Origin of the sequence: Rhizobium sp. TAL182 (genome assembly GCF_002117725.1) — a bacterium.
Taxonomy (GTDB): Bacteria; Pseudomonadota; Alphaproteobacteria; order Rhizobiales; family Rhizobiaceae; genus Rhizobium; species Rhizobium esperanzae.
Map to the genome: position 1 here is coordinate 3,901,105 of NZ_CP021024.1, position 22,500 is coordinate 3,923,604.

The 22,500-nt window shown below is 62.3% G+C and carries 14 protein-coding genes; 13 read left to right on the forward strand and 1 reads right to left on the reverse strand.

Annotation, left to right across the window (positions count from 1 at the left end):
* Positions 1-13: 13 nt before the first annotated feature.
* The 13 genes from Tal182_RS19525 (at position 14) to Tal182_RS19585 (ending at position 22,083) form a co-directional block, all read left to right on the forward strand.
* Positions 14-691, forward strand: a complete 678-nt coding sequence (locus Tal182_RS19525; RefSeq protein WP_064694315.1) for a response regulator transcription factor — start codon at positions 14-16, stop codon at positions 689-691.
* Positions 688-2,070, forward strand: coding sequence for a sensor histidine kinase (locus tag Tal182_RS19530; protein ID WP_085860460.1), 1,383 nt, complete (start codon positions 688-690; stop codon positions 2,068-2,070). The genes Tal182_RS19525 and Tal182_RS19530 overlap by 4 nt, the downstream gene beginning before the upstream one ends.
* Before the next feature lie 111 nt (positions 2,071-2,181).
* On the forward strand, positions 2,182-5,505 hold the full coding sequence (locus tag Tal182_RS19535; protein WP_085860461.1) for a transglutaminase family protein: 3,324 nt from the start codon (positions 2,182-2,184) through the stop codon (positions 5,503-5,505).
* A 39-nt stretch (positions 5,506-5,544) separates the two neighbouring features.
* Entirely contained in the window at positions 5,545-7,962 is a 2,418-nt protein-coding gene (locus Tal182_RS19540; protein WP_085860462.1) for a circularly permuted type 2 ATP-grasp protein, read from the forward strand.
* 4 nt (positions 7,963-7,966) lie between these two features.
* The gene (locus tag Tal182_RS19545) at positions 7,967-8,845 is read left to right on the forward strand and encodes a transglutaminase family protein (protein WP_085860463.1); all 879 of its coding nucleotides are present in this window, start codon (positions 7,967-7,969) and stop codon (positions 8,843-8,845) included.
* 114 nt (positions 8,846-8,959) lie between these two features.
* Entirely contained in the window at positions 8,960-10,207 is a 1,248-nt protein-coding gene (locus Tal182_RS19550; protein ID WP_085860464.1) for a TadE/TadG family type IV pilus assembly protein, read from the forward strand.
* Between the two features lie 276 nt (positions 10,208-10,483).
* Positions 10,484-12,946: a glycogen/starch/alpha-glucan phosphorylase gene (locus Tal182_RS19555; RefSeq protein WP_085860465.1), complete on the forward strand. Its 2,463-nt coding sequence runs from the start codon at positions 10,484-10,486 to the stop codon at positions 12,944-12,946.
* Positions 12,943-15,150 (forward strand): 1,4-alpha-glucan branching protein GlgB, encoded by a 2,208-nt coding sequence (gene glgB / locus Tal182_RS19560; protein ID WP_085860466.1) that lies wholly within the window; start codon positions 12,943-12,945, stop codon positions 15,148-15,150. The genes Tal182_RS19555 and glgB overlap by 4 nt, the downstream gene beginning before the upstream one ends.
* 18 nt (positions 15,151-15,168) lie before the next feature.
* Positions 15,169-16,431: a glucose-1-phosphate adenylyltransferase gene (gene glgC, locus Tal182_RS19565; RefSeq protein ID WP_064804961.1), complete on the forward strand. Its 1,263-nt coding sequence runs from the start codon at positions 15,169-15,171 to the stop codon at positions 16,429-16,431.
* A gap of 3 nt (positions 16,432-16,434) precedes the next feature.
* Positions 16,435-17,877: a glycogen synthase GlgA gene (glgA, locus tag Tal182_RS19570; RefSeq protein WP_085860467.1), complete on the forward strand. Its 1,443-nt coding sequence runs from the start codon at positions 16,435-16,437 to the stop codon at positions 17,875-17,877.
* A gap of 6 nt (positions 17,878-17,883) precedes the next feature.
* Positions 17,884-19,515 carry an alpha-D-glucose phosphate-specific phosphoglucomutase gene (locus tag Tal182_RS19575; RefSeq protein ID WP_085860468.1) on the forward strand — a complete coding sequence of 544 codons (1,632 nt, stop codon included), beginning with the start codon at positions 17,884-17,886 and terminating at the stop codon, positions 19,513-19,515.
* Between the two features lie 13 nt (positions 19,516-19,528).
* A complete protein-coding gene (gene glgX / locus Tal182_RS19580; protein ID WP_085860469.1) occupies positions 19,529-21,505 on the forward strand; it encodes a glycogen debranching protein GlgX in 1,977 nt (658 codons plus the stop codon).
* 89 nt (positions 21,506-21,594) lie between these two features.
* A complete protein-coding gene (locus tag Tal182_RS19585) occupies positions 21,595-22,083 on the forward strand; it encodes a MaoC family dehydratase (RefSeq protein ID WP_085860997.1) in 489 nt (162 codons plus the stop codon).
* 16 nt (positions 22,084-22,099) lie between these two features.
* Here Tal182_RS19585 and Tal182_RS19590 read toward each other — a convergent pair whose 3' ends face one another.
* Positions 22,100-22,498 (reverse strand): VOC family protein, encoded by a 399-nt coding sequence (locus Tal182_RS19590; RefSeq protein WP_085860470.1) that lies wholly within the window; start codon positions 22,496-22,498, stop codon positions 22,100-22,102.
* Positions 22,499-22,500 lie beyond the last annotated feature (2 nt).

Consider the following 22,500-nt stretch of genomic DNA (forward strand, 5'->3'; position numbering starts at 1 on the left):
AGAGGGAACATCCGTGCGCATCCTGCTCACAGAAGACAATATCGCGCTGGCCGACGGCCTGTCGGCGATCTTGCGCGGCACGGGCCATGCCGTCGACGTCGTCCATGACGGCGCATCCGCCAATGCAGTGATCGCCGCCGAAAACTTCGATCTTGTCATTCTCGACCTCAACCTGCCCGAAATGGACGGGCTCGACGTGCTGCGCGCCATGCGCGCCCGGCAGAACCAGGCAGCCGTCCTGATCCTGACGGCGCGCGGCACGCCGGAAGAACGGGTGAAGGGTCTCGATCTCGGCGCCGACGATTATCTGATCAAACCCTTCGATATCGCCGAGTTCGAGGCCCGCGTACGCGTGCTGCTGCGCCGCCAGGCCGGGCTGCGTTCGGCGACCGTCGGTTTCGGCGGCATTTCTTTCGACCTCAATTCCCGCACCTTTTCATCGGGCGACACCCCGCTTGATATTCCCGCCCGCGAACTCGGCTTGCTCGAAATCCTCTTCATGCGGGCTGGCAAGGTCGTGGCCAAGGAGGCGATCATCCAGTCGCTGACGGCCTTTGACGACGACATTTCCGCAAACGCGATCGAGCAATATGTCAGCCGGCTGAGAAAGCGCCTCTCGCCGTACGGCCTGACGGTCAAGACTGCCCGCGGCATCGGCTACTATCTCGACAAGCTGCCCGAGGCCTCATGAAAGTCGCCTACTCCCTCAGGCGCCGGCTGCTCTTCTGGCTGCTCATCTCGACCGCCGTCATCGGCACGGTGGCACTCGCCGATACCTATCGTGAGGCGGTCCAGACGTCGAATATCGTCTCCGACCGCGTGCTCGCCGGCTCTGCTCTGGCAATTGCCGAACGCGTCGTCGTCGCCGAAGACGGGACATTGCAGGTCGACATTCCCTATGTCGCCCTTGAAATGCTGACCTCGGCGGCGCAGGACCGGGTCTTCTACCGTGTTGACGGTCCTCCCGGCCAATTCATCACCGGCTATCAATCCCTGCCGGTCCTGAAGAAGACGCCCGGCAATGCCGCGGCCTTTGCCGACGACAGCTTTCGCGGCGAGCCTATCCGCATCGCCACCCTCGAGCGTTCGGCTTCGACCGGCATCCGCTCCGTGCCCTTCGTCGTGACGGTCGCCGAAACCACCATCGCCCGCCGGCAATTGACGCAGGCGATTCTCGTGCGTTCGGCGCTGCGTCTCGCCTTCATGATCCTGGGCGCGGCGGTCATCGTCTGGATATCGGTCACGGTGGCGCTCCGCCCGCTCTACAAGCTCGGCGACGCCATCGGCGAACGCAGTCCTGACGATCTGCATCCGATCGAACAAACCGTGCCGAGCGAGGTCGAGCCGCTGGTCGATACGGTGAACTCTTTCATGGTCCGCCTGCAGTCGGCCCTCGATGCGCTGCGCAATTTCACCGGCAATGCCAGCCATCAGCTACGCACGCCGCTGGCGATCATCCGTACCCAGCTCGCCCTTTCGGCCCGCGCCGGCACGCTTGATGAAGCCCAGGCGGCAGCGCTGAAGGGAGACCAGGCCGTGGCGCACGCCGAACGCATCCTTGCCCAGCTTCTCCTAATGGCGAAGATCGACGCCGCCACGGCCAAGGAGGCGCTGACCGCCTCCGCCATCGACCTTGCGGCAATCGCCCAGGAAATCACCGGCGAGCAGATCCCGGCGGCCGCCGTCGCCGGCATCGATCTCGGCTTCGAGGGCGAAAGCCCGGCCATGATCCGCGCCGAGCCCCTGCTGATCGGGGAGATGCTGCGCAACCTCGCCGGCAACGCCATCGCCTATGCCGGCAAGGGGGCTGAGGTCACCGTCCGCATCATCGCAGCCGCCGACACGGTTCGCCTCGAAGTCGAGGACAATGGTCCCGGTATTCCCAGCGAGAAGCTGGAGGCAGTCCGCAGGCGCTTTTCGCGCGGCAATGATTCCGGCGCGCCCGGCGCTGGCCTCGGCCTGCCGATCGTTGAAGAAATCGCCAATCTTTTCAACGCCGTCTTGACGCTGGAGGCAGGCGGGGGCGGCAAGGGCCTGAAGGCGGGGGTCACCTTCGCCAAGGCGGCGTAAAAGCCGCCGGGTCCTCGGCCTTCCGCCCTTGCTTTCTTTCGCTGCATTGCACACACTGGCTTCGGGAACAGCAAGCCGCACAATGATGCGCGCCGGATAAAAAAGAGAAATATGTCGATCAAAGCCAGCATCTATCACCTGACGCATTATACCTATGACAAACCGGTCCGGCTCGGCCCACAGATCATCCGGTTGAAACCGGCCTCGCATTCGAAGACGCGGGTGCTCAGCCACTCGTTGAAGGTCACCCCCTCCAACCACTTCGTCAATCTGCAGCAGGACCCTTACGGCAATTACCTCGCCCGCTTCGTCTTCCCGGACCCGGTGACGGAATTCAAGATCGAGGTCGACCTCGTCGCCGACATGACGGTCTATAATCCCTTCGATTTCTTCGTCGAGGAGGAGGCGACCAAGTGGCCGTTCGATTATTCTGAAACCATTCGGGAGGATCTGTCGATCTACATGACGCCGGAGCCGGCCGGCCCGCGTCTCAAGGCGCTGCTGCCGACGCTCGATTGGTCGCCGGGCCAGCCGACGATCGATATGGTCGTCGGCCTGAATGCCCGCCTGCAGCGGCAGATCGGCTATGTCATCCGCATGGAAGCCGGTGTGCAGACGCCGGAAGAGACGCTGGAAAACGCCAAAGGCTCCTGCCGCGACACCAGCTGGCTGCTCGTCCAGATCCTGCGCCACCTCGGCCTTGCCGCCCGCTTCGTCTCCGGCTACCTCATCCAGCTGACGCCTGACCTGAAGGCGCTCGATGGCCCCTCCGGGACCGAAGTCGATTTCACCGACCTGCATGCCTGGGCCGAGGTCTATCTGCCCGGTGCCGGCTGGGTTGGCCTCGATCCGACCTCCGGCCTTCTGACCGGCGAAAGCCATATCCCGCTTGCAGCAACGCCGCACTATCGCAACGCCGCTCCGATTTCCGGCGGTTATTTCGGCGAGGCCGAAACCGAATTCGCCTTCGATATGAAGGTCTCGCGCGTTGCCGAGCATCCGCGCATCACCAAGCCCTTCTCCGATGACAGCTGGAACGAACTCAACGAACTCGGCGAGAAGGTCGATCGCATCCTCGAAGCCGAGGATGTGCGCCTCACCATGGGCGGCGAGCCGACCTTCGTCTCGATCGACGATTTTCAATCCGCCGAATGGAACACCGAGGCCGTCGGCCCGACCAAGCGCGAAAAGGCGGACGCGCTCATCCGCCGGCTTCGCACCCGCTTCGCCCCGAACGGTTTCCTGCATTACGGCCAGGGCAAATGGTATCCGGGCGAAAGCCTGCCACGCTGGACCTTCTCGCTCTACTGGCGCAAGGATGGCTTGCCGATCTGGTCCGATGACAATCTCGTCGCCACCGAGGGCCGCAATTATGAGGTCACGGAGGATGACGCCGGCCGGCTGCTGACGGCGATTGCCGGCGAGCTGGATGTTTCCCCCGAATATATCGCGCCGGCCTTCGAGGATCCCGCCGAATGGCTCACCAAGGAAGCGAACCTGCCGGAGAATGTCGATCCGGCGAATTCCAAGCTCAAGGACGCCGAGGAGCGCAGCCGTATCGCCCGTGTCTTCGATCGCGGACTGACCCGCGCGACCGGTTATGTCCTGCCTGTTCAGGCCTGGAACGCGCGCGCCAGCGGCCGCACATGGACGAGCGAGAAGTGGTCGACGCGGCGCGGCCGCATCTTCCTCGTGCCGGGCGACAGTCCCGTAGGCTATCGTCTGCCGCTCAATTCGCTCGCCTATATCCCGCCCTCGCAATATCCCTATATCAACCCGCTGGATCCGTTTGTGCAGCGCCCGGAACTGCCGGATTTCGGCGAGGATAGCGGGCGTCCGCTGCAAGCCGCGCACTTCCAGCCCTTCACCGACCAGCAGCCGGCGGCACCCCAATCGTTGAACGAGATCGGCGGCCACGTCCGCACCGCGCTTTCCGTCGAGCCGCGCGACGGCCGCCTCTGCGTCTTCATGCCGCCCACAGAAACGCTCGAAGATTATCTCGATCTCATAGCCTCCACCGAACGAGCGGCAGCCGCCCTCGGCCTCGCCGTTCACATCGAAGGCTATCCGCCGCCGCAGGACGAGCGCATCAACGTCATCCGCGTCGCCCCGGATCCCGGCGTCATCGAGGTCAACATTCATCCGTCCTCGACATGGAAAGAGACGGTCGACATCACCACTGCCATCTACGAGGAGGCTCGCCAGAGCCGTCTCGGCGCCGACAAGTTCATGATCGACGGCCGCCACACCGGCACTGGCGGCGGCAACCATGTCGTCGTCGGCGGCAGCAACCCCAACAACAGTCCTTTCCTGCGCCGCCCCGACCTTCTGAAGAGCCTGGTGCTGCACTGGCAACGCCATCCGTCGCTGTCCTACCTCTTCTCCGGCCTGTTCATCGGCCCAACCAGCCAGGCGCCGCGCATCGATGAGGCCCGTCACGACAGCCTCTACGAGCTGGAAATCGCACTGGCGCAGATCCCCGCGCCCGGCCGCGGCCAACCGCCGCTGCGCTGGCTCGTAGATCGCCTGTTCCGCAACCTGCTGATCGACGTGACCGGCAATACCCACCGCGCCGAAATCTGCATCGACAAGCTCTTCTCGCCCGATGGCCCGACGGGTCGCCTCGGTCTCGTGGAATTCCGGGGTTTCGAGATGCCGCCGAATGCCCGCATGTCGCTGGCCCAGCAATTGTTGGTGCGTGCGCTGATCGCCCGCTTCTGGATGAATCCGGCCGACGGCAAGTTTGTACGCTGGGGAACCTCGCTGCACGACCGCTTCATGCTGCCGCATTATGTCTGGGCCGACTTCCTCGATGTGCTGGCGGACTTGCGCGAAAACGGCTTCGATCTCAGCCCTGAATGGTTCAAAGCCCAGCTCGAATTCCGCTTCCCCTTCTGCGGCGAGGTCGAATATGAAGGATCGAAGCTGGAACTGCGCCAGGCGCTGGAACCCTGGCACGTCATGGGTGAGCAAGGCGCGATCGGCGGCACGGTGCGCTATGTCGACTCGTCCGTCGAACGCCTGCAGCTCCGCTTCGAAACAAGCAATACCGCGCGCTACACCGTCACCTGCAACGGCCGCGTCCTGCCGCTGACGCCGACCGGCACGTCGGGCGTATCGGTCGCCGGCGTCCGCTACAAGGCATGGCAACCGGCCTCTGGCTTGCATCCGGTGTTGCCGGTCAACACACCTTTGACTTTTGATATTTATGATACATGGTCGAAACGTTCGATTGGCGGCTGCATCTATCATGTTGCCCATCCGGGCGGCCGGACCTATGACACCTTCCCGGTCAACGGCAACGAGGCGGAAGCAAGGCGGCTCGCCCGCTTCGAGCCGTGGGGGCATACGGCGGGCGGTTTTATCCCGCGCGCCGAGACGGGTTCGCCGGAATTCCCGCTGACGCTGGATCTGAGGCGGCCCGCCGGCATTTGAGGACCGGGGCTAGAGGCCGAGGGTTGAAGTTAGGGTTTGATGGGTAAGAGACCGGCAGTGGAGCGCAGGGAAGAGGCGGAGAGCAGCATCGGCAAGGATGCGGCCTTCGGCTATGCGCCGCTTCCCGGCACCGCCGACGAAATGGTGGACAATAAAGGCGGGGTCCGCCCCGTCTGGCAGCGTTTCCTCTCGCATCTCGGCGCAATGCCGGAAAAGGATCTCGCGGAGCGCTTCGCCCGCGCCGACCGGTACCTCAGAGACGCCGGCGTCTTCTACCGTGCCTATGGCAGCAAGGGTACCGGCGAACGCGCCTGGCCGATCTCGCATATCCCGGTGTTGATCGATGAGCGCGAATGGCAGGCGCTGTCGGCAGGCCTCGTCCAGCGCGCCGACCTGCTGGAGGCGATCATTGCCGATATCTACGGCGAGAACCGGCTGGTGGAGGAAGGATTCCTGCCGCCGGCGCTGATCGCCGCCAATCCCGAATTTCAGCGCCCGCTGGCCGGCATCCGGCCGGCATCCGGCCACTATCTTCACTTCTGCGCCTTCGAGATCGGCCGCGGGCCTGACGGCAATTGGTGGGTGCTGGCAGACCGCACCCAGGCTCCCTCCGGCGCCGGCTTTGCGCTTGAAAACCGCGTCGCGACGACACGAGCCTTCTCGGATATCTACGCCGAAACGCCCGTCCACCGCCTCGCCTCCTTCTTCGGCGCCTTCCGCGATGCGCTGCAGGACATGAAACATTCGGGCGACGACCGCATCGCCGTCCTCACGCCAGGTCCCGCCAACGAGACCTATTACGAACACGCCTACATCGCCCGCTATCTCGGCTTCATGCTGCTCGAGGGTGAGGATCTCGCGGTCGTCAAGGGCCGCGTCATGGTGCGCACCGTCGCTGGCCTGAAGCCGATCGGCGGGCTCTGGCGCCGCCTCGATTCGGCCTTTGCCGACCCGCTGGAGCTGAACCAGAATTCGCATATCGGCACGCCCGGTCTGGTGGAGGCGCTGCGCGCCGAAAGCGTCACCATCGTCAATGCGCTCGGCACCGGCATTCTCGAAACCCGGGCGCTTCTGGCCTTCATGCCGACCATCTGCCGGCATCTGCTCGGGCAGGATCTGAAACTGCCGTCGATCGCCACCTGGTGGTGCGGCCAGAAGGAAGAGCGCGAGCAGGTCGCCAAGAATATCGAAAAAATGGTGATCGGCCCGGCCTATTCCCGCGCCCCCTTCTTCGATGACAATGGCGAATCTGTCCTCGGCTCGTCGCTGCGGGCGACCGCCAAGGAATCCATTGCCGACTGGCTGAACTCGGACGGCCCGAAACTTGTGGGACAGGAGGTCGTCACGCTATCGACGACGCCCGCCTGGGTGAACGGCAAGCTCGTGCCGCGGCCGATGTCGCTGCGTGTCTTCGCCGCCCGCACGGCAAACGGCTGGCAGATCATGCCCGGCGGTTTTGCCCGCATCGGCTCCGGCGCCGACGTCTCGGCGATCGCCATGCAGTCCGGCGGAGCGGCCGCCGACGTCTGGATCGTCAGCGACAAGCCGGTCGAGCGTCACACCCTGCTGCCGGCGGAAGGCAGCTTCACCCGCAACATGCCGGGCAGCCTGCCGAGCCGGGCGGCCGACAATCTGTTCTGGCTCGGCCGCTACATCGAACGCGCCGAAGGGGCGTTGCGCATCCTGCGCGCCTGGCATGCGCGTTTTGCCGAAGCTGCCGATCCGAGCCAGCCGCTGCTCGCCGATGTCTCAGCCTATCTCGCGGCCGTCGATATCGATACCGCCGAGCCCGTGCCCGAGAGGCTCCTGCGCAACATTGACAGCGCCGTCTATTCGGCCAGCAACATCCGCGACCGCTTCTCGCCCGATGGTTGGCTCGCCCTCAACGATCTCGCCAAGACCGCCCGGCGGTTTCACGCCACCATCACGGCCGGCGATGACGCCAGCCATGCGATGACGATCCTCCTGCGCAAGCTGGCGGGCTTTGCCGGCCTCGTGCACGAAAACATGTACCGCTTCATGGGCTGGCGCTTCCTCTCGCTCGGCCGCTATATCGAGCGCGGCCTGCACATGACGCGCCTGCTCGGCCACATGTCCGGCCCGGAAGCGCCCGACGGCGCGCTCGACATGCTGCTCGAGATCGGCGATAGCGTCATGACCCACCGTCGCCGCTACAACGTCAATACCGCGCGGCTGACCGTCACCGACCTGTTGGCGCTCGATCCCCTCAATCCTCGCTCGGTCCTCTTCCAGGTGAACGAGATCCACCATGAGGTCGAGCAATTGCCGAACGCCCTGATCAATGGGCAGATGTCGCCCTTCTACCGGGAGGCGATGCGGCTTCATTCCGGTCTGGCGGTGATGACGCCGGAGGGCATGGGAGTCGAGGTCTACCAGCGGCTCGAACGCGAATTGGAGCAGCTTTCCGATCTGCTCGCCCAGACCTATCTCGGGTGACGGCGTGCTTTACGATCTCTCGCTCCGCATGAGTTACAGCTACGACGTGCCGGCCTCCGGCGCTCGCCATATCATGCGACTGATGCCGCTGTCGCTGAGCAACCGCCAACGCCTGGTCGCCGGTTCGATCACCGTCTCGCCGACACCGGACGAGCAGTCGCATTTCGTCGATTTCTTTCAACATCCCGCCACCTCTTTCATGCTGCGGACGCCGCACGAGACGCTCGACATTCGCATGCAGGCCCGTGTGCAGGTCGAAAGCCAGCCGATCGCCGCCGATTTCTCTCCGCTGCTTGCCGACCTGCCGGAAGAAATATCAGACGTCTGGTCGCTGGCGCCGGATTCGCCGCATCACTTTCTCGGCGACAGCCCGCGCCTGACGCAGGCGCGCGAGATTGGCGATTATGCACGAAGCTGCGTCACGCCCCAGCTGACAGCCATGCAGATCGCTCATGCGCTCTGCGCCCGCATCAATAAGGATTTCACCTACGATTCCGACGCGACGACAGTGGACACGACTCCGCTCGAAGCGTTCAGGCTCAAACGCGGCGTCTGCCAGGATTTCACCCACATCATGATCCTGGCGCTCAGAAGCCTCGGCATTCCGGCCGGCTACGTCTCCGGTTTCCTGCGCACCATTCCGCCCCCCGGCAAGGAACGGCTGGAAGGGGCAGACGCCATGCATGCCTGGGTGCGGGTCTGGTGCGGCGAGACGATCGGCTGGATCGAGCTCGACCCGACCAACAACATTCCCGCCGGTATGGACCATATCGTCGTCGCCTATGGACGGGACTATTCCGATGTCGTCCCCGTCATCGGCGTATTGAAAAGCTATGGCGGCCAGCGCGCCGTTCAGGCGGTCGATGTCATCCCGCTGAAATAATCCCAAAACTGGAAAAATTAGCCGATTCGTTAAAATTCTATTGACGCAGTAAGGACTGCGTAAAGAGGCAGCGTGCGTAAATCACCTCACAGGGTTTCCAGTTGGGTGAACATGATGAGCACCTCGTTTTTGCGTCCCTGCCTGCGTCGCATGTTCAGCGATCGAGGCGGTAATTTCGGTATCATGACGGCGATTTTGGCGCCGGTTCTTCTCGGCGCTGCCGGCATGGCAATCCAGGTCGGAGATATGCTGCTCTCCAAGCAGCAGTTGCAAGAGGCAGCCGATTCAGCCGCGCTGGCAACTGCGACTGCCCTGGGGAACGGCACGATCCAAACCTCCCAGGCGGAAGCCTTCGCGCGGAATTTCGTAGCCGGGCAAATGGCGAATTACCTGCAGAACGGCGTCGATATCAAGAACGCGACTGCCGTCAATGTCCAAACGAGTAACTCGGGCAAATCGGCATCCTACCAGGTAACGGTTACACCGAGCTACGACCTCACGGTCAATCCGCTCATGCAGGCGGTCGGCTTCAGCACGCAGCATCTTTCGACGTCTAGCACGACGGTCAGCGGTCCTTCACAGACCCCGGGCTCCAATAGCCAGGGCTCCATCTCCATGTTTCTCGCGCTCGATAAGTCAGGGTCGATGGGAGACCCTACTGAAACCGTCAACAAGGATGATCCGACGCAAACCTTCACCTATGACTGCAACCCCCACCTCAACAAGAAGGGCAAGTGGGTTTACGACACCTGCACCGGCAGCCGCACCAACTACTATACGAAGATAGAGGCGCTGAAGATGGCCGCCGGCAATCTTTTCGGCCAGCTCACCAGCGCCGATCCCAACGCCCAATACGTACGCACCGGCGCAGTTTCTTACGATATCGTTCAATACACACCCAGCAGTCTTGCCTGGGGGACTGCCGGTGCCTCGAGCTACGTCAACGCGCTTCAGGCAGGAGGTGGCACCAATTCGAGCGGGGCGATGAGCACGGCGTATTCATCGCTGACGGCAAAAAATGCCGCAGGTAACGATGCCGAGGACGCCGCCCACAAGCTGAAGACCGGGCAGATACCCAAGAAGTACATCGTCTTCATGACGGACGGCGACAATAACAACGATAGCAGCGGCGGCCGTTCCTATGACACCCTCACCAAGGCGACATGTGACATCGCCAAATCCAAGGGCATCGAAATCTATACGATCGCCTTCATGGCGCCGCCTGGCGGACAGGCGCTGCTGCAGTATTGCGCCTCCGATGCTGCCCATTATTTCCAGGCGGAACAAATGGAAGACCTCCTGGCCGCGTTCAAGGCGATCGGAGCGAAGGCTTCCGCACAACTCACGCGCCTGACTAACTAGCGACACCGCCAGGTGAAAAGCCGAACAGAAAGCCGCGCCGGAGCAACCCGGCGCGGCTTTTGGTTATCTCTATCCCCACATCGGATCGGGAAAAAGCCATTGAAATCAACACCCCTTTTTCGCGCGAATACGAAGGTTTCGCAAATTTTTCGTTTGTCCAAATCCTTTGTTGCAAGTGCTTCCTAACGATGCATAAACTGTCGCAAGCGCAGGCGACAAATCGATTAGATCAGGCATAACACCCTGATACCAAATTAAAATTGGCGAGATCTGACCATGAGTACCGTTTCCAAGCCGGTTATCCCCTCTCCCGCTCCCCGCAGCTCAAGGCCGGAAATTCTCGCCGAAGAAATCATCGAACGTCTGACCTATCGCATCGGTAAGGATGCCAAGGTGGCCAAGCCGCACGACTGGCTGACGGCGACGATCCTGGTGGTGCGCGACCGCATCATCGACAAGTGGATGGCCTCCACCCGTGAGGTCTATGCGACCGGAGCCAAGCGCGTCTATTATCTTTCTCTCGAGTTCCTGATCGGCCGCCTGATGCGCGATGCCGTCTCGAACCTCGGCCTGATGGAAGAGGTGCGCGATGCTCTTAGTTCCCTCGGCGTCGACGTCAACGTCATCGCCGGCCTGGAGCCGGACGCCGCGCTCGGCAATGGCGGCCTCGGGCGTCTCGCCGCCTGTTTCATGGAAAGCATGGCGACGGTCGATGTTCCGGCCTATGGCTATGGCATCCGCTACGTCCACGGCCTCTTCCGTCAGCAGATGGCCGACGGCTGGCAGGTGGAACTGCCGGAAAATTGGCTCGCCCACGGCAACCCTTGGGAATTCGAGCGCCGCGAGAGCGCCTATGAAATCGGTTTCGGCGGCGCCGTCGAATTCATCACCACCCATGACGACCAGCCGCGCTACGTCTGGAAGCCGGCCGAGCGCGTCATCGCTGCCGCCTTCGACACGCCGGTGGTCGGCTGGCGGGGAAAACGAGTCAACACGCTGCGCCTCTGGTCGGCGCAGCCGATCGATCCGATCCTGCTCGATGCCTTCAACGCCGGCGACCACATCGGCGCGCTGCGCGAAAGCAACAAGGCCGAAAGCCTGACCCGCGTCCTCTATCCTGCCGATGCAACCCCTGCCGGTCAGGAATTGCGGCTACGCCAGGAATTCTTCTTCTCGTCGGCCTCGCTGCAGGACATTCTGCGCCGCCACCTGCAGCAATATGACGACTTTACCTCGCTGCCGGACAAGGTGGCCATTCAGCTGAACGACACCCATCCGGCCGTCTCGGTCGCTGAACTGGTGCGTCTGCTCTGCGACGTGCACGGCATGGATTTCGACCAAGCCTGGGATATCACCCGCCGCACCTTTTCCTACACCAACCACACGCTTCTGCCGGAAGCATTGGAAAGCTGGCCGGTTCCGCTGTTCGAGCGCCTGCTGCCGCGCCACATGCAGATCGTCTACGCGATCAATGCCAAGATCCTGCTCGAAGCCCGCAAGGGTAAGAACTTCTCCGACAGCGAAATCCGCTCGATCTCGCTGATCGAGGAAAGCGGCGACCGCCGCGTGCGCATGGGCAATCTCGCCTTCATCGGTTCGCACTCGATCAACGGCGTCTCGGCGCTGCACACCGACCTGATGAAGGTCACGGTCTTTGCCGACCTGCACAAGCTCTATCCCGACCGCATCAACAACAAGACCAACGGCATCACGCCGCGCCGCTGGCTGCAGCAGTGCAATCCCGGCCTCACCGGTCTGATCCGCGAGGCGATTGGCGATGCGTTCCTCGATGATGCCGAAAAGCTTCGCCCGCTCGAGGCACATGCTTCCGATCCGACCTTCCAGCAGAAGTTCGCGGCGGTGAAGCGGGCCAACAAGGTAGCGCTTTCCAATCTCGTGGCCAGCCGCATGGGCGTGAAGCTCGACCCGTCGGCGATGTTCGACATCCAGATCAAGCGCATCCACGAATACAAGCGCCAGCTTCTGAACATCATCGAAGCCGTCGCCCTCTACGACCAGATCCGCTCGCATCCGGAGCTGGACTGGGTGCCGCGCGTGAAACTCTTCGCCGGCAAGGCGGCGCCGAGCTATTACAATGCCAAGCTGATCATCAAGCTGATCAATGACGTCGCCCGCACGATCAACAACGATCCGGCGGTGCGCGGGCTGCTGAAGGTCGTCTTCGTGCCCAACTACAATGTCTCGCTCGCCGAAGTCATGGTTCCGGCGGCCGACCTTTCCGAGCAGATCTCGACCGCCGGCATGGAAGCATCCGGCACCGGCAACATGAAGTTCGGTCTCAATGGAGCACTGACGATCGGCACGCTCGACGGCGCCAATGTCGAAATGCGCGACAATGTCGGCGAAGACAACATCGTCATCTTCGGCCTCAGGGCCGACGAGGTCGCCAAAGTCCGCAGCGACGGCCACAATCCACGCGCCATTATCGAAGGGTCCCGCGAACTCTCCCAGGCTCTTTCAGCCATCGGCTCCGGCGTCTTCTCGCCCGACGACCGCAATCGCTACACGGCGCTGATCGACGGGATCTATTCGCATGACTGGTTCATGGTCGCCGCCGATTTCGACGCTTATGCCCAGGCCCAGCGCGACGTCGATCAGATCTGGACCAACCAGTCCGCCTGGTACACGAAGACGATCAACAATACGGCACGGATGGGCTGGTTCTCCTCCGATCGCACGATCAGGCAATATGCAGACGAAATCTGGAGAGCCGGATGAAAACGCCGAAAACCGTCCCTGAAGTAAAGCTTTCCTGGGAAATTTCGGCAGATGAAATCACGGCGATCCTTGCCGGCTCGCATTCCAATCCCTTTGCCGTCCTAGGTGTGCACCAGGCCGGCGCGGCTTTCGTTGCCCGGTGCTTCATCCCGGGCGCGGAGGAAGTGACCGCCATGACCCTCGATGGCGGGATTGTCGGCGAATTGAACCAACTCCACGCCGATGGCCTCTTCGCCGGGCCGGTTTCACTCGCCAAACTGCAGCCGGTGCGCTACCGCGCCCGGCGCGGCGACGCCGAATGGGCGGTCACCGACCCCTACAGCTTCGGGCCGGTGCTCGGGCCGATGGACGATTATTTCGCCCGCGAAGGTTCGCATCTGCGCCTGTTCGACAAGATGGGCGCCCATCTCATCAAGCATGACGGCGCGCAGGGCATCCACTTCGCGGTCTGGGCGCCGAACGCCCAGCGCGTCTCCGTGGTTGGCGATTTCAACGGCTGGGACGGCCGCCGCCATGTCATGCGCTTCCGCGCCGACAGCGGCATCTGGGAAATCTTCGCTCCCGATGTGCCGCTCGGCGTCGCCTACAAGTTCGAGATTCGCGGCCACGACGGCGTGTTGCTGCCGCTGAAGGCCGATCCCTTCGCCCGCCGCAGCGAGCTCAGACCCAAGACCGCCTCGATCGCCGCTGCCGAACTGGAGCAGGTCTGGGAGGACGAGGCCCATCTGAAGCACTGGCGCGAAACCGACAAGCGCCGTCAGCCGATCTCGATCTATGAGGTGCATGCCGGCTCCTGGCAGCGCCGACAGGACGGCACCATGCTGTCCTGGGACGAGCTCGCCTCCAGTCTCATCCCCTACTGCGTCGACATGGGTTTCACTCATATCGAATTCCTGCCGATCACAGAGCATCCCTACGACCCTTCCTGGGGCTATCAGACGACCGGCCTTTACGCGCCGACCGCCCGCTTCGGCGAGCCGGAAGGCTTCGCCCGTTTCGTCAACGGCTGCCACAAGGTCGGTATTGGCGTCATTCTCGACTGGGTGCCGGCACATTTCCCGACCGACGAACACGGCCTCGGCTGGTTTGACGGCACGGCGCTCTACGAGCACGAAGACCCGCGCAAGGGCTTCCATCCGGACTGGAACACGGCAATCTATAATTTCGGCCGCACTGAAGTGGTTTCCTACTTGGTCAACAACGCCCTCTATTGGGCCGAGAAGTTCCATCTTGACGGCCTGCGCGTCGATGCCGTCGCCTCGATGCTCTATCTCGATTATTCCCGCAAGCATGGCGAATGGATCCCGAACGAATATGGCGGCAACGAGAACCTCGAAGCCGTCCGCTTTCTGCAGGACCTCAACATCCGCATCTACGGCCAGCATTCCAACGTCATGACCATTGCCGAGGAATCGACCTCCTGGCCGAAAGTCTCGCAACCCGTGCATGAAGGCGGCCTCGGCTTCGGCTTCAAATGGAACATGGGCTTCATGCACGACACGCTGAGCTACATGAAGCGCGACCCGGTGCACCGCAAGCACCACCATAATGAGCTCACCTTCGGCCTCCTCTACGCCTATTCGGAAAATTTCGTCCTGCCGCTGTCGCACGACGAGGTCGTTCACGGAAAGGGCTCGCTGATCGCCAAGATGCCGGGCGACGACTGGCAGAAGTTCGCCAATCTGCGCGCCTATTACGCTTATATGTGGGGCTATCCCGGCAAGAAGCTGTTGTTCATGGGCCAGGAATTCGCCCAGTGGAGCGAATGGAGCGAGGATCGGTCGCTCGACTGGAACCTGCTGCAATACCGTATGCACGAGGGCATGCGGCGCCTGGTGCGCGACCTCAACTTCACCTATCGCAGCAAACCCGCCCTGCATGAGCGTGACTGCGAGGGCGAAGGCTTCGAATGGCTGATTGCCGACGACGGCGAGAATTCCGTCTTCGCCTGGCAGCGCAAGGCGCCGGGCCAGAAGCCGATCGTCGTCATCACCAACTTTACGCCCGTCTACCGCGAGAACTACTTGTTACGCCTGCCTTCCGCAGGCCGATGGCGGGAGATTCTGAATACCGATGCCGACATCTATGGCGGCAGCGGCAAGGGCAATGGCGGGCGCGTGCAGGCCGTCGATGCCGGCGGCAATATCACCTGCTCGATCACGCTGCCGCCCTTGGCGACAATCATGCTTGAACCTGAAAATTAAGACTGGTGGGAGGAGAAAATGGTAGAGAAGCGTATTCAGCCACTTGCCCGCGATGCAATGGCCTATGTTCTGGCGGGCGGCAGGGGGAGCCGTCTCAAGGAACTCACCGACCGACGCGCCAAGCCCGCTGTTTATTTCGGCGGCAAGGCCCGCATCATCGATTTCGCCCTGTCGAACGCGCTGAATTCAGGCATTCGCCGCATCGGCGTTGCGACGCAGTACAAGGCGCATTCGCTGATCCGTCACATGCAACGCGGCTGGAACTTCTTCCGCCCGGAAAGAAACGAAAGTTTCGACATCCTGCCTGCCTCGCAGCGCGTTTCCGAAACGCAGTGGTATGAAGGCACTGCCGACGCCGTTTATCAGAACATCGATATTATCGAGGATTACGGCGTTGAGTACATGGTCATTCTCGCCGGCGACCATGTTTACAAGATGGACTATGAATACATGCTCCAGCAGCATGTCGATTCCGGCGCGGACGTGACGATCGGCTGCCTGGAAGTGCCGCGCATGGAAGCAACCGGCTTCGGCGTCATGCATGTCAACGAAAAGGATGAGATCTTCGCTTTCATCGAAAAGCCGGCCGATCCGCCCGGCATTCCCGACAAGCCGGATTTCGCGCTCGCCTCGATGGGCATCTACGTCTTCCACACCAAGTTCCTGCTCGATGCGCTGCGCCGCGACGCCGCCGACCCGACCTCGAGCCGCGATTTCGGCAAGGATATCATCCCCTATATCGTCAAAAACGGGAAGGCGGTCGCCCACCGTTTCGCCAAGTCCTGCGTCCGTTCCGATTTCGAGCACGAGCCCTACTGGCGCGACGTCGGCACGATCGACGCGTACTGGCAGGCCAATATCGACCTGACGGCCATCGTCCCGGAACTCGATATCTACGATAAGTCCTGGCCGATCTGGACCTATGCCGAGATCACCCCGCCGGCGAAGTTCGTCCATGACGACGACGACCGCCGCGGATCGGCCACGTCCTCCGTCGTCTCGGGCGACTGCATCATCTCAGGCGCCAGCCTCAACAAGAGCCTGCTCTTCACCGGCGTCAGGGCCAATTCCTTTTCCAAGCTGGAGGGAGCGGTCATCCTGCCTAATGTGAAGATCGGACGGCGCGCCCAGCTCAAGAACGTGGTGATCGACCATGGCGTCGTCATTCCGGAGGGTCTTGTGGTCGGCGAGGATCCCGAGCTCGACACCAAGCGCTTCCGACGGACAGAAAGCGGCATCTGCCTGATCACTCAGCCGATGATCGACAAGCTGGATATTTGACTTATGAAAGTTCTTTCGGTTTCGTCCGAAGTCTTCCCCTTGATCAAGACAGGGGGCCTGGCCGATGTGTCCGGCGCCCTGCCCATTACTCTGAAAGACTTCGGGGTCGAGACCAAGACCCTCCTGCCCGGCTATCCCGCCGTCATGAAGGTCATTCGCGACCCAGTCGTCAGGCTTGAATTCCCGGACCTGCTCGGTGAGCGGGCGACCGTGCTCGAGGTTGAACACGAGGGCCTCGATCTGCTCGTCCTCGACGCGCCCGCTTATTACGACCGGCCGGGCGGTCCTTATCTTGATCCGCTCGGCAAGGATTATCCCGACAATTGGCGCCGTTTCGCCGCCCTGTCGCTCGCCGCTTCCGAGATCGCCGCCGGTCTGCTGCCCGGCTGGCGGCCGGATCTCGTCCACACCCACGACTGGCAGGCGGCGCTGACCTCGGTCTATATGCGCTATTATCCGACGCCGGAACTGCCGAGCGTGCTGACCATTCACAACATCGCTTTCCAGGGCCAGTTCGGTTCCGACATCTTTCCCGGTCTGCGCCTGCCCGACCATGCCTTCGCCGTCGACGGCATCGAATATTACGGCACGGTCGGCTTCCTCAAGGGCGGCCTGCAGACCGCTCATGCGGTCACGACCGTCAGCCCGACCTATGCCGACGAAATCCTGACGCCGGAATTCGGCATGGGGCTCGAAGGCGTCATCGCCACCCGCATCGACGATTTGCATGGGATCGTCAACGGCATCGACACCGATGTCTGGAACCCGGCGACCGATCCCGTCGTCCACACCCATTATGGCCCGACAACGCTGAAGAACCGTGAGGAAAACCGCCGCTCGATCGCCGAGTTCTTCCATCTCGACAATGACGATGCGCCGATCTTCTGCGTCATCAGCCGCCTCACCTGGCAGAAGGGCATGGATATCGTCGCCAACGTCGCCGACCAGATCGTCGCCATGGGCGGCAAACTCGTCGTGCTCGGCTCCGGCGAAGCAGCGCTCGAAGGTGCGCTGCTTGCCTCCGCCAGCCGCCATCCCGGCCGCATCGGCGTCTCGATCGGCTATAACGAACCGATGTCGCACCTGATGCAGGCCGGCTGCGACGCCATCATCATCCCGTCGCGCTTCGAACCCTGCGGCCTCACCCAGCTTTACGGCCTACGTTATGGCTGCGTGCCGATCGTCGCCCGCACCGGCGGATTGAACGACACCGTCATCGACGCCAATCACGCCGCACTTGCGGCGAAAGTGGCAACCGGCATACAATTCTCACCCGTGACCGAAACGGGCATGCTACAGGCAATCCGCCGTGCGATGCATTTTTACGCGGACCGAAAACTCTGGACCCAATTGCAAAAGCAAGGCATGAAATCGGATGTCTCCTGGGAGAAGAGCGCCGAACGCTACGCTGCCCTCTATTCAAGCCTCGTCTCGAAAGGCATGTGACCTAAAATGATCAAGTCCGTACCCACCACGCCCTATCTGGACCAGAAACCCGGCACGTCGGGTCTTCGTAAGAAGGTTCCGGTCTTCCAGCAGCCGAACTATGCGGAGAATTTCATCCAGTCGATCTTCGATTCGCTGGAAGGCTATCAGGGCAAGTGCCTCGTCATCGGCGGCGACGGACGTTACTACAATCGCGAAGTCATCCAGAAGGCGATCAAGATGGCCGCCGCCAACGGCTTCGGCAAGGTCATGGTCGGCAAGGGCGGCATTCTGTCGACGCCGGCCGCGTCCCACATCATCCGCAAGTACAAGGCCTTCGGCGGCATCATTCTGTCGGCCAGCCACAATCCCGGCGGGCCGACCGAAGACTTCGGCATCAAATACAACATCAACAATGGCGGCCCGGCGCCGGAGAAGATCACCGACGCGATCTATGCGCGCTCCAAGACGATCGACAGCTACAAGATCGCCGATTTCGCCGACGTCAATCTCGACCGCATAGGCAAGGACGAGCTTCCCGGCGGCATGATCCTCTCGGTTATCGACCCGGTCGAGGACTATGCCGCGCTGATGGAAGAACTGTTCGATTTCGGCGCCATCCGCAATCTGATCAGCCTCGGTTTCCGCATCGCTTTCGATGGCATGAGCGCCGTCACCGGCCCCTACGCCAAGGAAATCTTCGAAAATCGCCTCGGCGCTCCCTTGGGTTCGGTTCGCAACTTCATGCCGCTGCCGGATTTCGGCGGTCATCATCCCGATCCGAACCCGGTTCACTGCAAGGAACTCTTCGATGAGATGATGGGAGAGGACGCACCCGATTTCGGCGCCGCGTCCGACGGTGACGGCGACCGCAACCTCATTATCGGCCGCGGCATCTTCGTCACCCCCTCCGACAGTCTGGCGATCCTTGCCGCCAACGCCAATCTCGCCCCCGGCTATTCCGGCGGCCTCGCTGGCATCGCCCGGTCGATGCCGACATCGGGCGCGGCCGACCGCGTTGCCGAAAAACGCGGCATCGGCATGTATGAGACGCCGACCGGCTGGAAGTTCTTCGGCAACCTGCTCGATGCCGGCATGGCGACGATCTGCGGTGAAGAAAGCTCCGGCACCGGCTCCAATCATGTCCGTGAGAAGGATGGGCTCTGGGCCGTGCTGCTGTGGCTGAACATCCTTGCCGTGCGCGGCGAGAGCGTCGCCGACATCGTCACTCAGCACTGGCAGACCTACGGCCGCAACTATTACTCGCGCCACGACTATGAAGGCCTGGACACCGGCGCGGCGAACGACTTGATGGACAATCTCCGCAGCCAACTCTCCACCCTGCCCGGCAAGAGCTTCGGCAGCTTGAAGGTCGAGAAGGCCGATGATTTCGCCTATCATGATCCGATCGACAAATCGGTCAGCGAGCATCAGGGCATCCGTGTGCTCTTCGAAGGCGGCTCCCGCGTCGTCTTCCGCCTGTCGGGCACCGGCACGTCTGGCGCAACCTTGCGCGTCTATATCGAGCGCTACGAGCCGGATTCGACTCGTCACAACATTGAAACGCAAGATGCGCTCGCTGATCTGATTGCGGCCGCCGAAAGCATTGCCAGCATTCGTGAGCGCACGGGACGCGATGAGCCAACCGTGATCACCTGATCCGGGGGGGGACATGCGGGACAGCAATTCGGCGCGGGGCGCGATCGTCTTCGAGACCGGCGTCGAATTTGCCGTGTGGTCGCATCATGCCGCGCAGATCGAACTCTGCCTCTTCGAAAATGACGGCAACAGGGAATTCGCGCGCCTGCCGATGGCCCGCGATGGCAACCATACCCATCGCCTGTTCGTAGACGGCCTCGGGCAGGGCGCCCGCTACGGCTATCGCGCCGACGGCATCTATGCGCCCGACAACGGCCTCTGGTTCGACCCGTCCAAACTGCTGATCGATCCCTACGCCAGGGCAATCGACCGGCCGTTCCGCTACGATCCCCGCCTCGGCCTCTACGGCGAGGACAGCCAGGATCTGATGCCGAAGGCGATCGTCACCACCGATACCCCAGCCGCAATCGGCAAGCCGCTCTTCAAACCGGGCGGTTTTATCTATGAAGTGGCGGTGCGGCCCTTCACCATTCTTCACCCCGATGTGCCGGAGGCCGAGCGCGGTACCGTCGCAGCCCTTGCCCATCCATCGGTGATCGCGCATCTGAAGCGGATCGGGGTCGATGCCGTCGAACTGATGCCGATCACCGCCTGGATCGATGAGCGCCACTTGCCGCCGCTCGGTCTCACCAACGGCTGGGGCTACAACCCCGTCGGTTTGATGGCGCTCGATCCGCGAATTGTCCCCGGCGGCATGGCCGAGCTGCGCAAGACCGTTGCCGCGCTCCACGCCGAAGGCATCGCCGTCATCCTCGATCTCGTCTTCAACCATACCGGCGAGAGCGATCGTTATGGCGCGACGCTGTCGCTGCGCGGCCTCGACAACCTGCATTATTACCGCCACGCCCCAAACAGCCCCGGCGAACTCATCAATGATACCGGCACCGGCAACACGATCGCCTGCGATCATCCCGAGGTCAGGCGCCTCGTCATCGACAGCCTGCGCCATTTCGTGCTCAACGCCGGCGTCGACGGTTTCCGCTTCGATCTCGCCCCGGTGCTGGGCCGCACCGCGAGCGGCTTCGAGCGCGATGGGGGAACGCTCGCCGCGATCTTGGCGGACACCGTGCTCGCCGACCGCATCATGATCGCCGAACCGTGGGATATCGGCCCGGGTGGTTACCAGCTCGGCAATTTCCCCAGCCCCTTTCTCGAATGGAACGACAGGGTTCGCGACGATCTGCGCTGTTACTGGCGTGGCGACCAATGGAAGACCGGCTCGCTCGCAACGGCGCTTGCCGGTTCCTCCGACATCTTCTCCCGCAATGACGGCAAAGGGACGCGCAGCGTCAATTTCCTCGCCGCCCATGACGGCTTCACGCTGATCGACCTCGTCTCCTATGCCGACAAGCACAATGACGCCAATGGCGAGCACAACCGGGACGGCCACAACGAGAACCATTCCTGGAACAATGGCGTCGAAGGCGAGACCCTCTATCCCACCATTCGCAAGCGCCGGATCAATGACGTGATGGCGCTGATATCAACGCTCTTTGCCACCCGTGGCAGCGTCATGCTGACGGCGGGTGACGAGGGCGGCCGCAGCCAGCACGGCAACAACAACGCCTATTGTCAGGACAATGAGATCACCTGGCTGGATTGGAAGGCGCTGAACGAGGATCTTATCGCCCATACCGCGTTCGTCGCGGGGCTGCGCCGCCGCTTTACGATTTTTTCCGAAACCGACTTCCTCTCCGGCAATGGCGATGTCGAATGGATCTCGCTCTCCGGCGAACCGATGACCGTTGCCGAATGGGAGACGCCATCGCTCTCGACCCTCGGCATGCTGCTCGCCACCGGCGACCGCTCCTCGCGCGGCAGAAAAACCCGGCTTGCCGTGCTTTTCAATCGCTCGGAGAGTCGCCAGCCCTTTACGCTTCCGTCGGAAAACGAGCCGGGCTGGCGCCAGCTGACGCCGGAGGGAGCGAAGAAGGCCGACGCCCGCGTGACCATCGAGCCACGCTCGGTCGCCTTTTTCCTAGAAAAATGACCGCCTCCCCCCACTCACGCAAATCCTTGTCGCAATCGTCATAAATGCACGATAAGGCTTTGCCCGGCGGCTTTTCTCACGAGGAATTCATGGTCACGGAAATTTCACTCTCCGACGTGCGGGGATTGATCGGCATGGAAACGGGTCTTTCGGATTGGATCACCGTCGACCAGACAATGATCGACGCCTTTGCGGGGGCGACCGACGACCATCAGTTCATTCATGTCGATCCCGAGCGCGCGGCAGCCGAAAGCCCCTTCGGCGGCACAATTGCCCATGGTTTCCTGACGCTGTCCCTGCTGTCGGCGATGAACTACAATTGCCTGCCGAAAGTGCGCGAGCAGACTATGGGCATCAACTACGGCTTCGACCGCGTCCGCTTCATGACGCCGGTCAAGAGCGGCGCCCGCGTGCGCGGCCGCTTCCTGCTCTCCGACGCCCGCTTCCGCGGCGGCGGCATGCTGATGACCACCTACGACGTGACGATCGAAATCGAAAACGAGAAGAAGCCGGCGCTGACGGCAAGATGGATCACCATCATCCAGTTTGATCCCAAGGACCGCCCGGAAGACGGATAGGCAATCGAGGCTCTTGTTATTCCGGTGAATTGATCACCGCTTCGAGAGCATGTCCGTCCGGATCGATTACGAAGGCAGCATAATAATGCTCGCTATAGTGGGGCCTCAGACCTGGAGAGCCGTTGTCACGGCCGCCATGCGCGATTGCCGCCGCATGAAACCCGTCAACCGCTTGGCGACTTGGTGCGGCAAAGGCCAGATGAAAACCCGAACCCGGCGGACGCTGGCCATCAGGCCGATGCTTGATCGCCAACTTGTCCCCGCCGCCCGTAAGGCCGTAGCCGATTGCCTGGTCTGCTTCTCCCGGCCTGATATCGTCCCAGACCCTGACATAACCGAGCGCGGCAAGGGCGGCATCGTAAAATGCCGCCGACCGTTCGATATCGGAAACACCGAGGGAGGCATGGTGCAGCATTC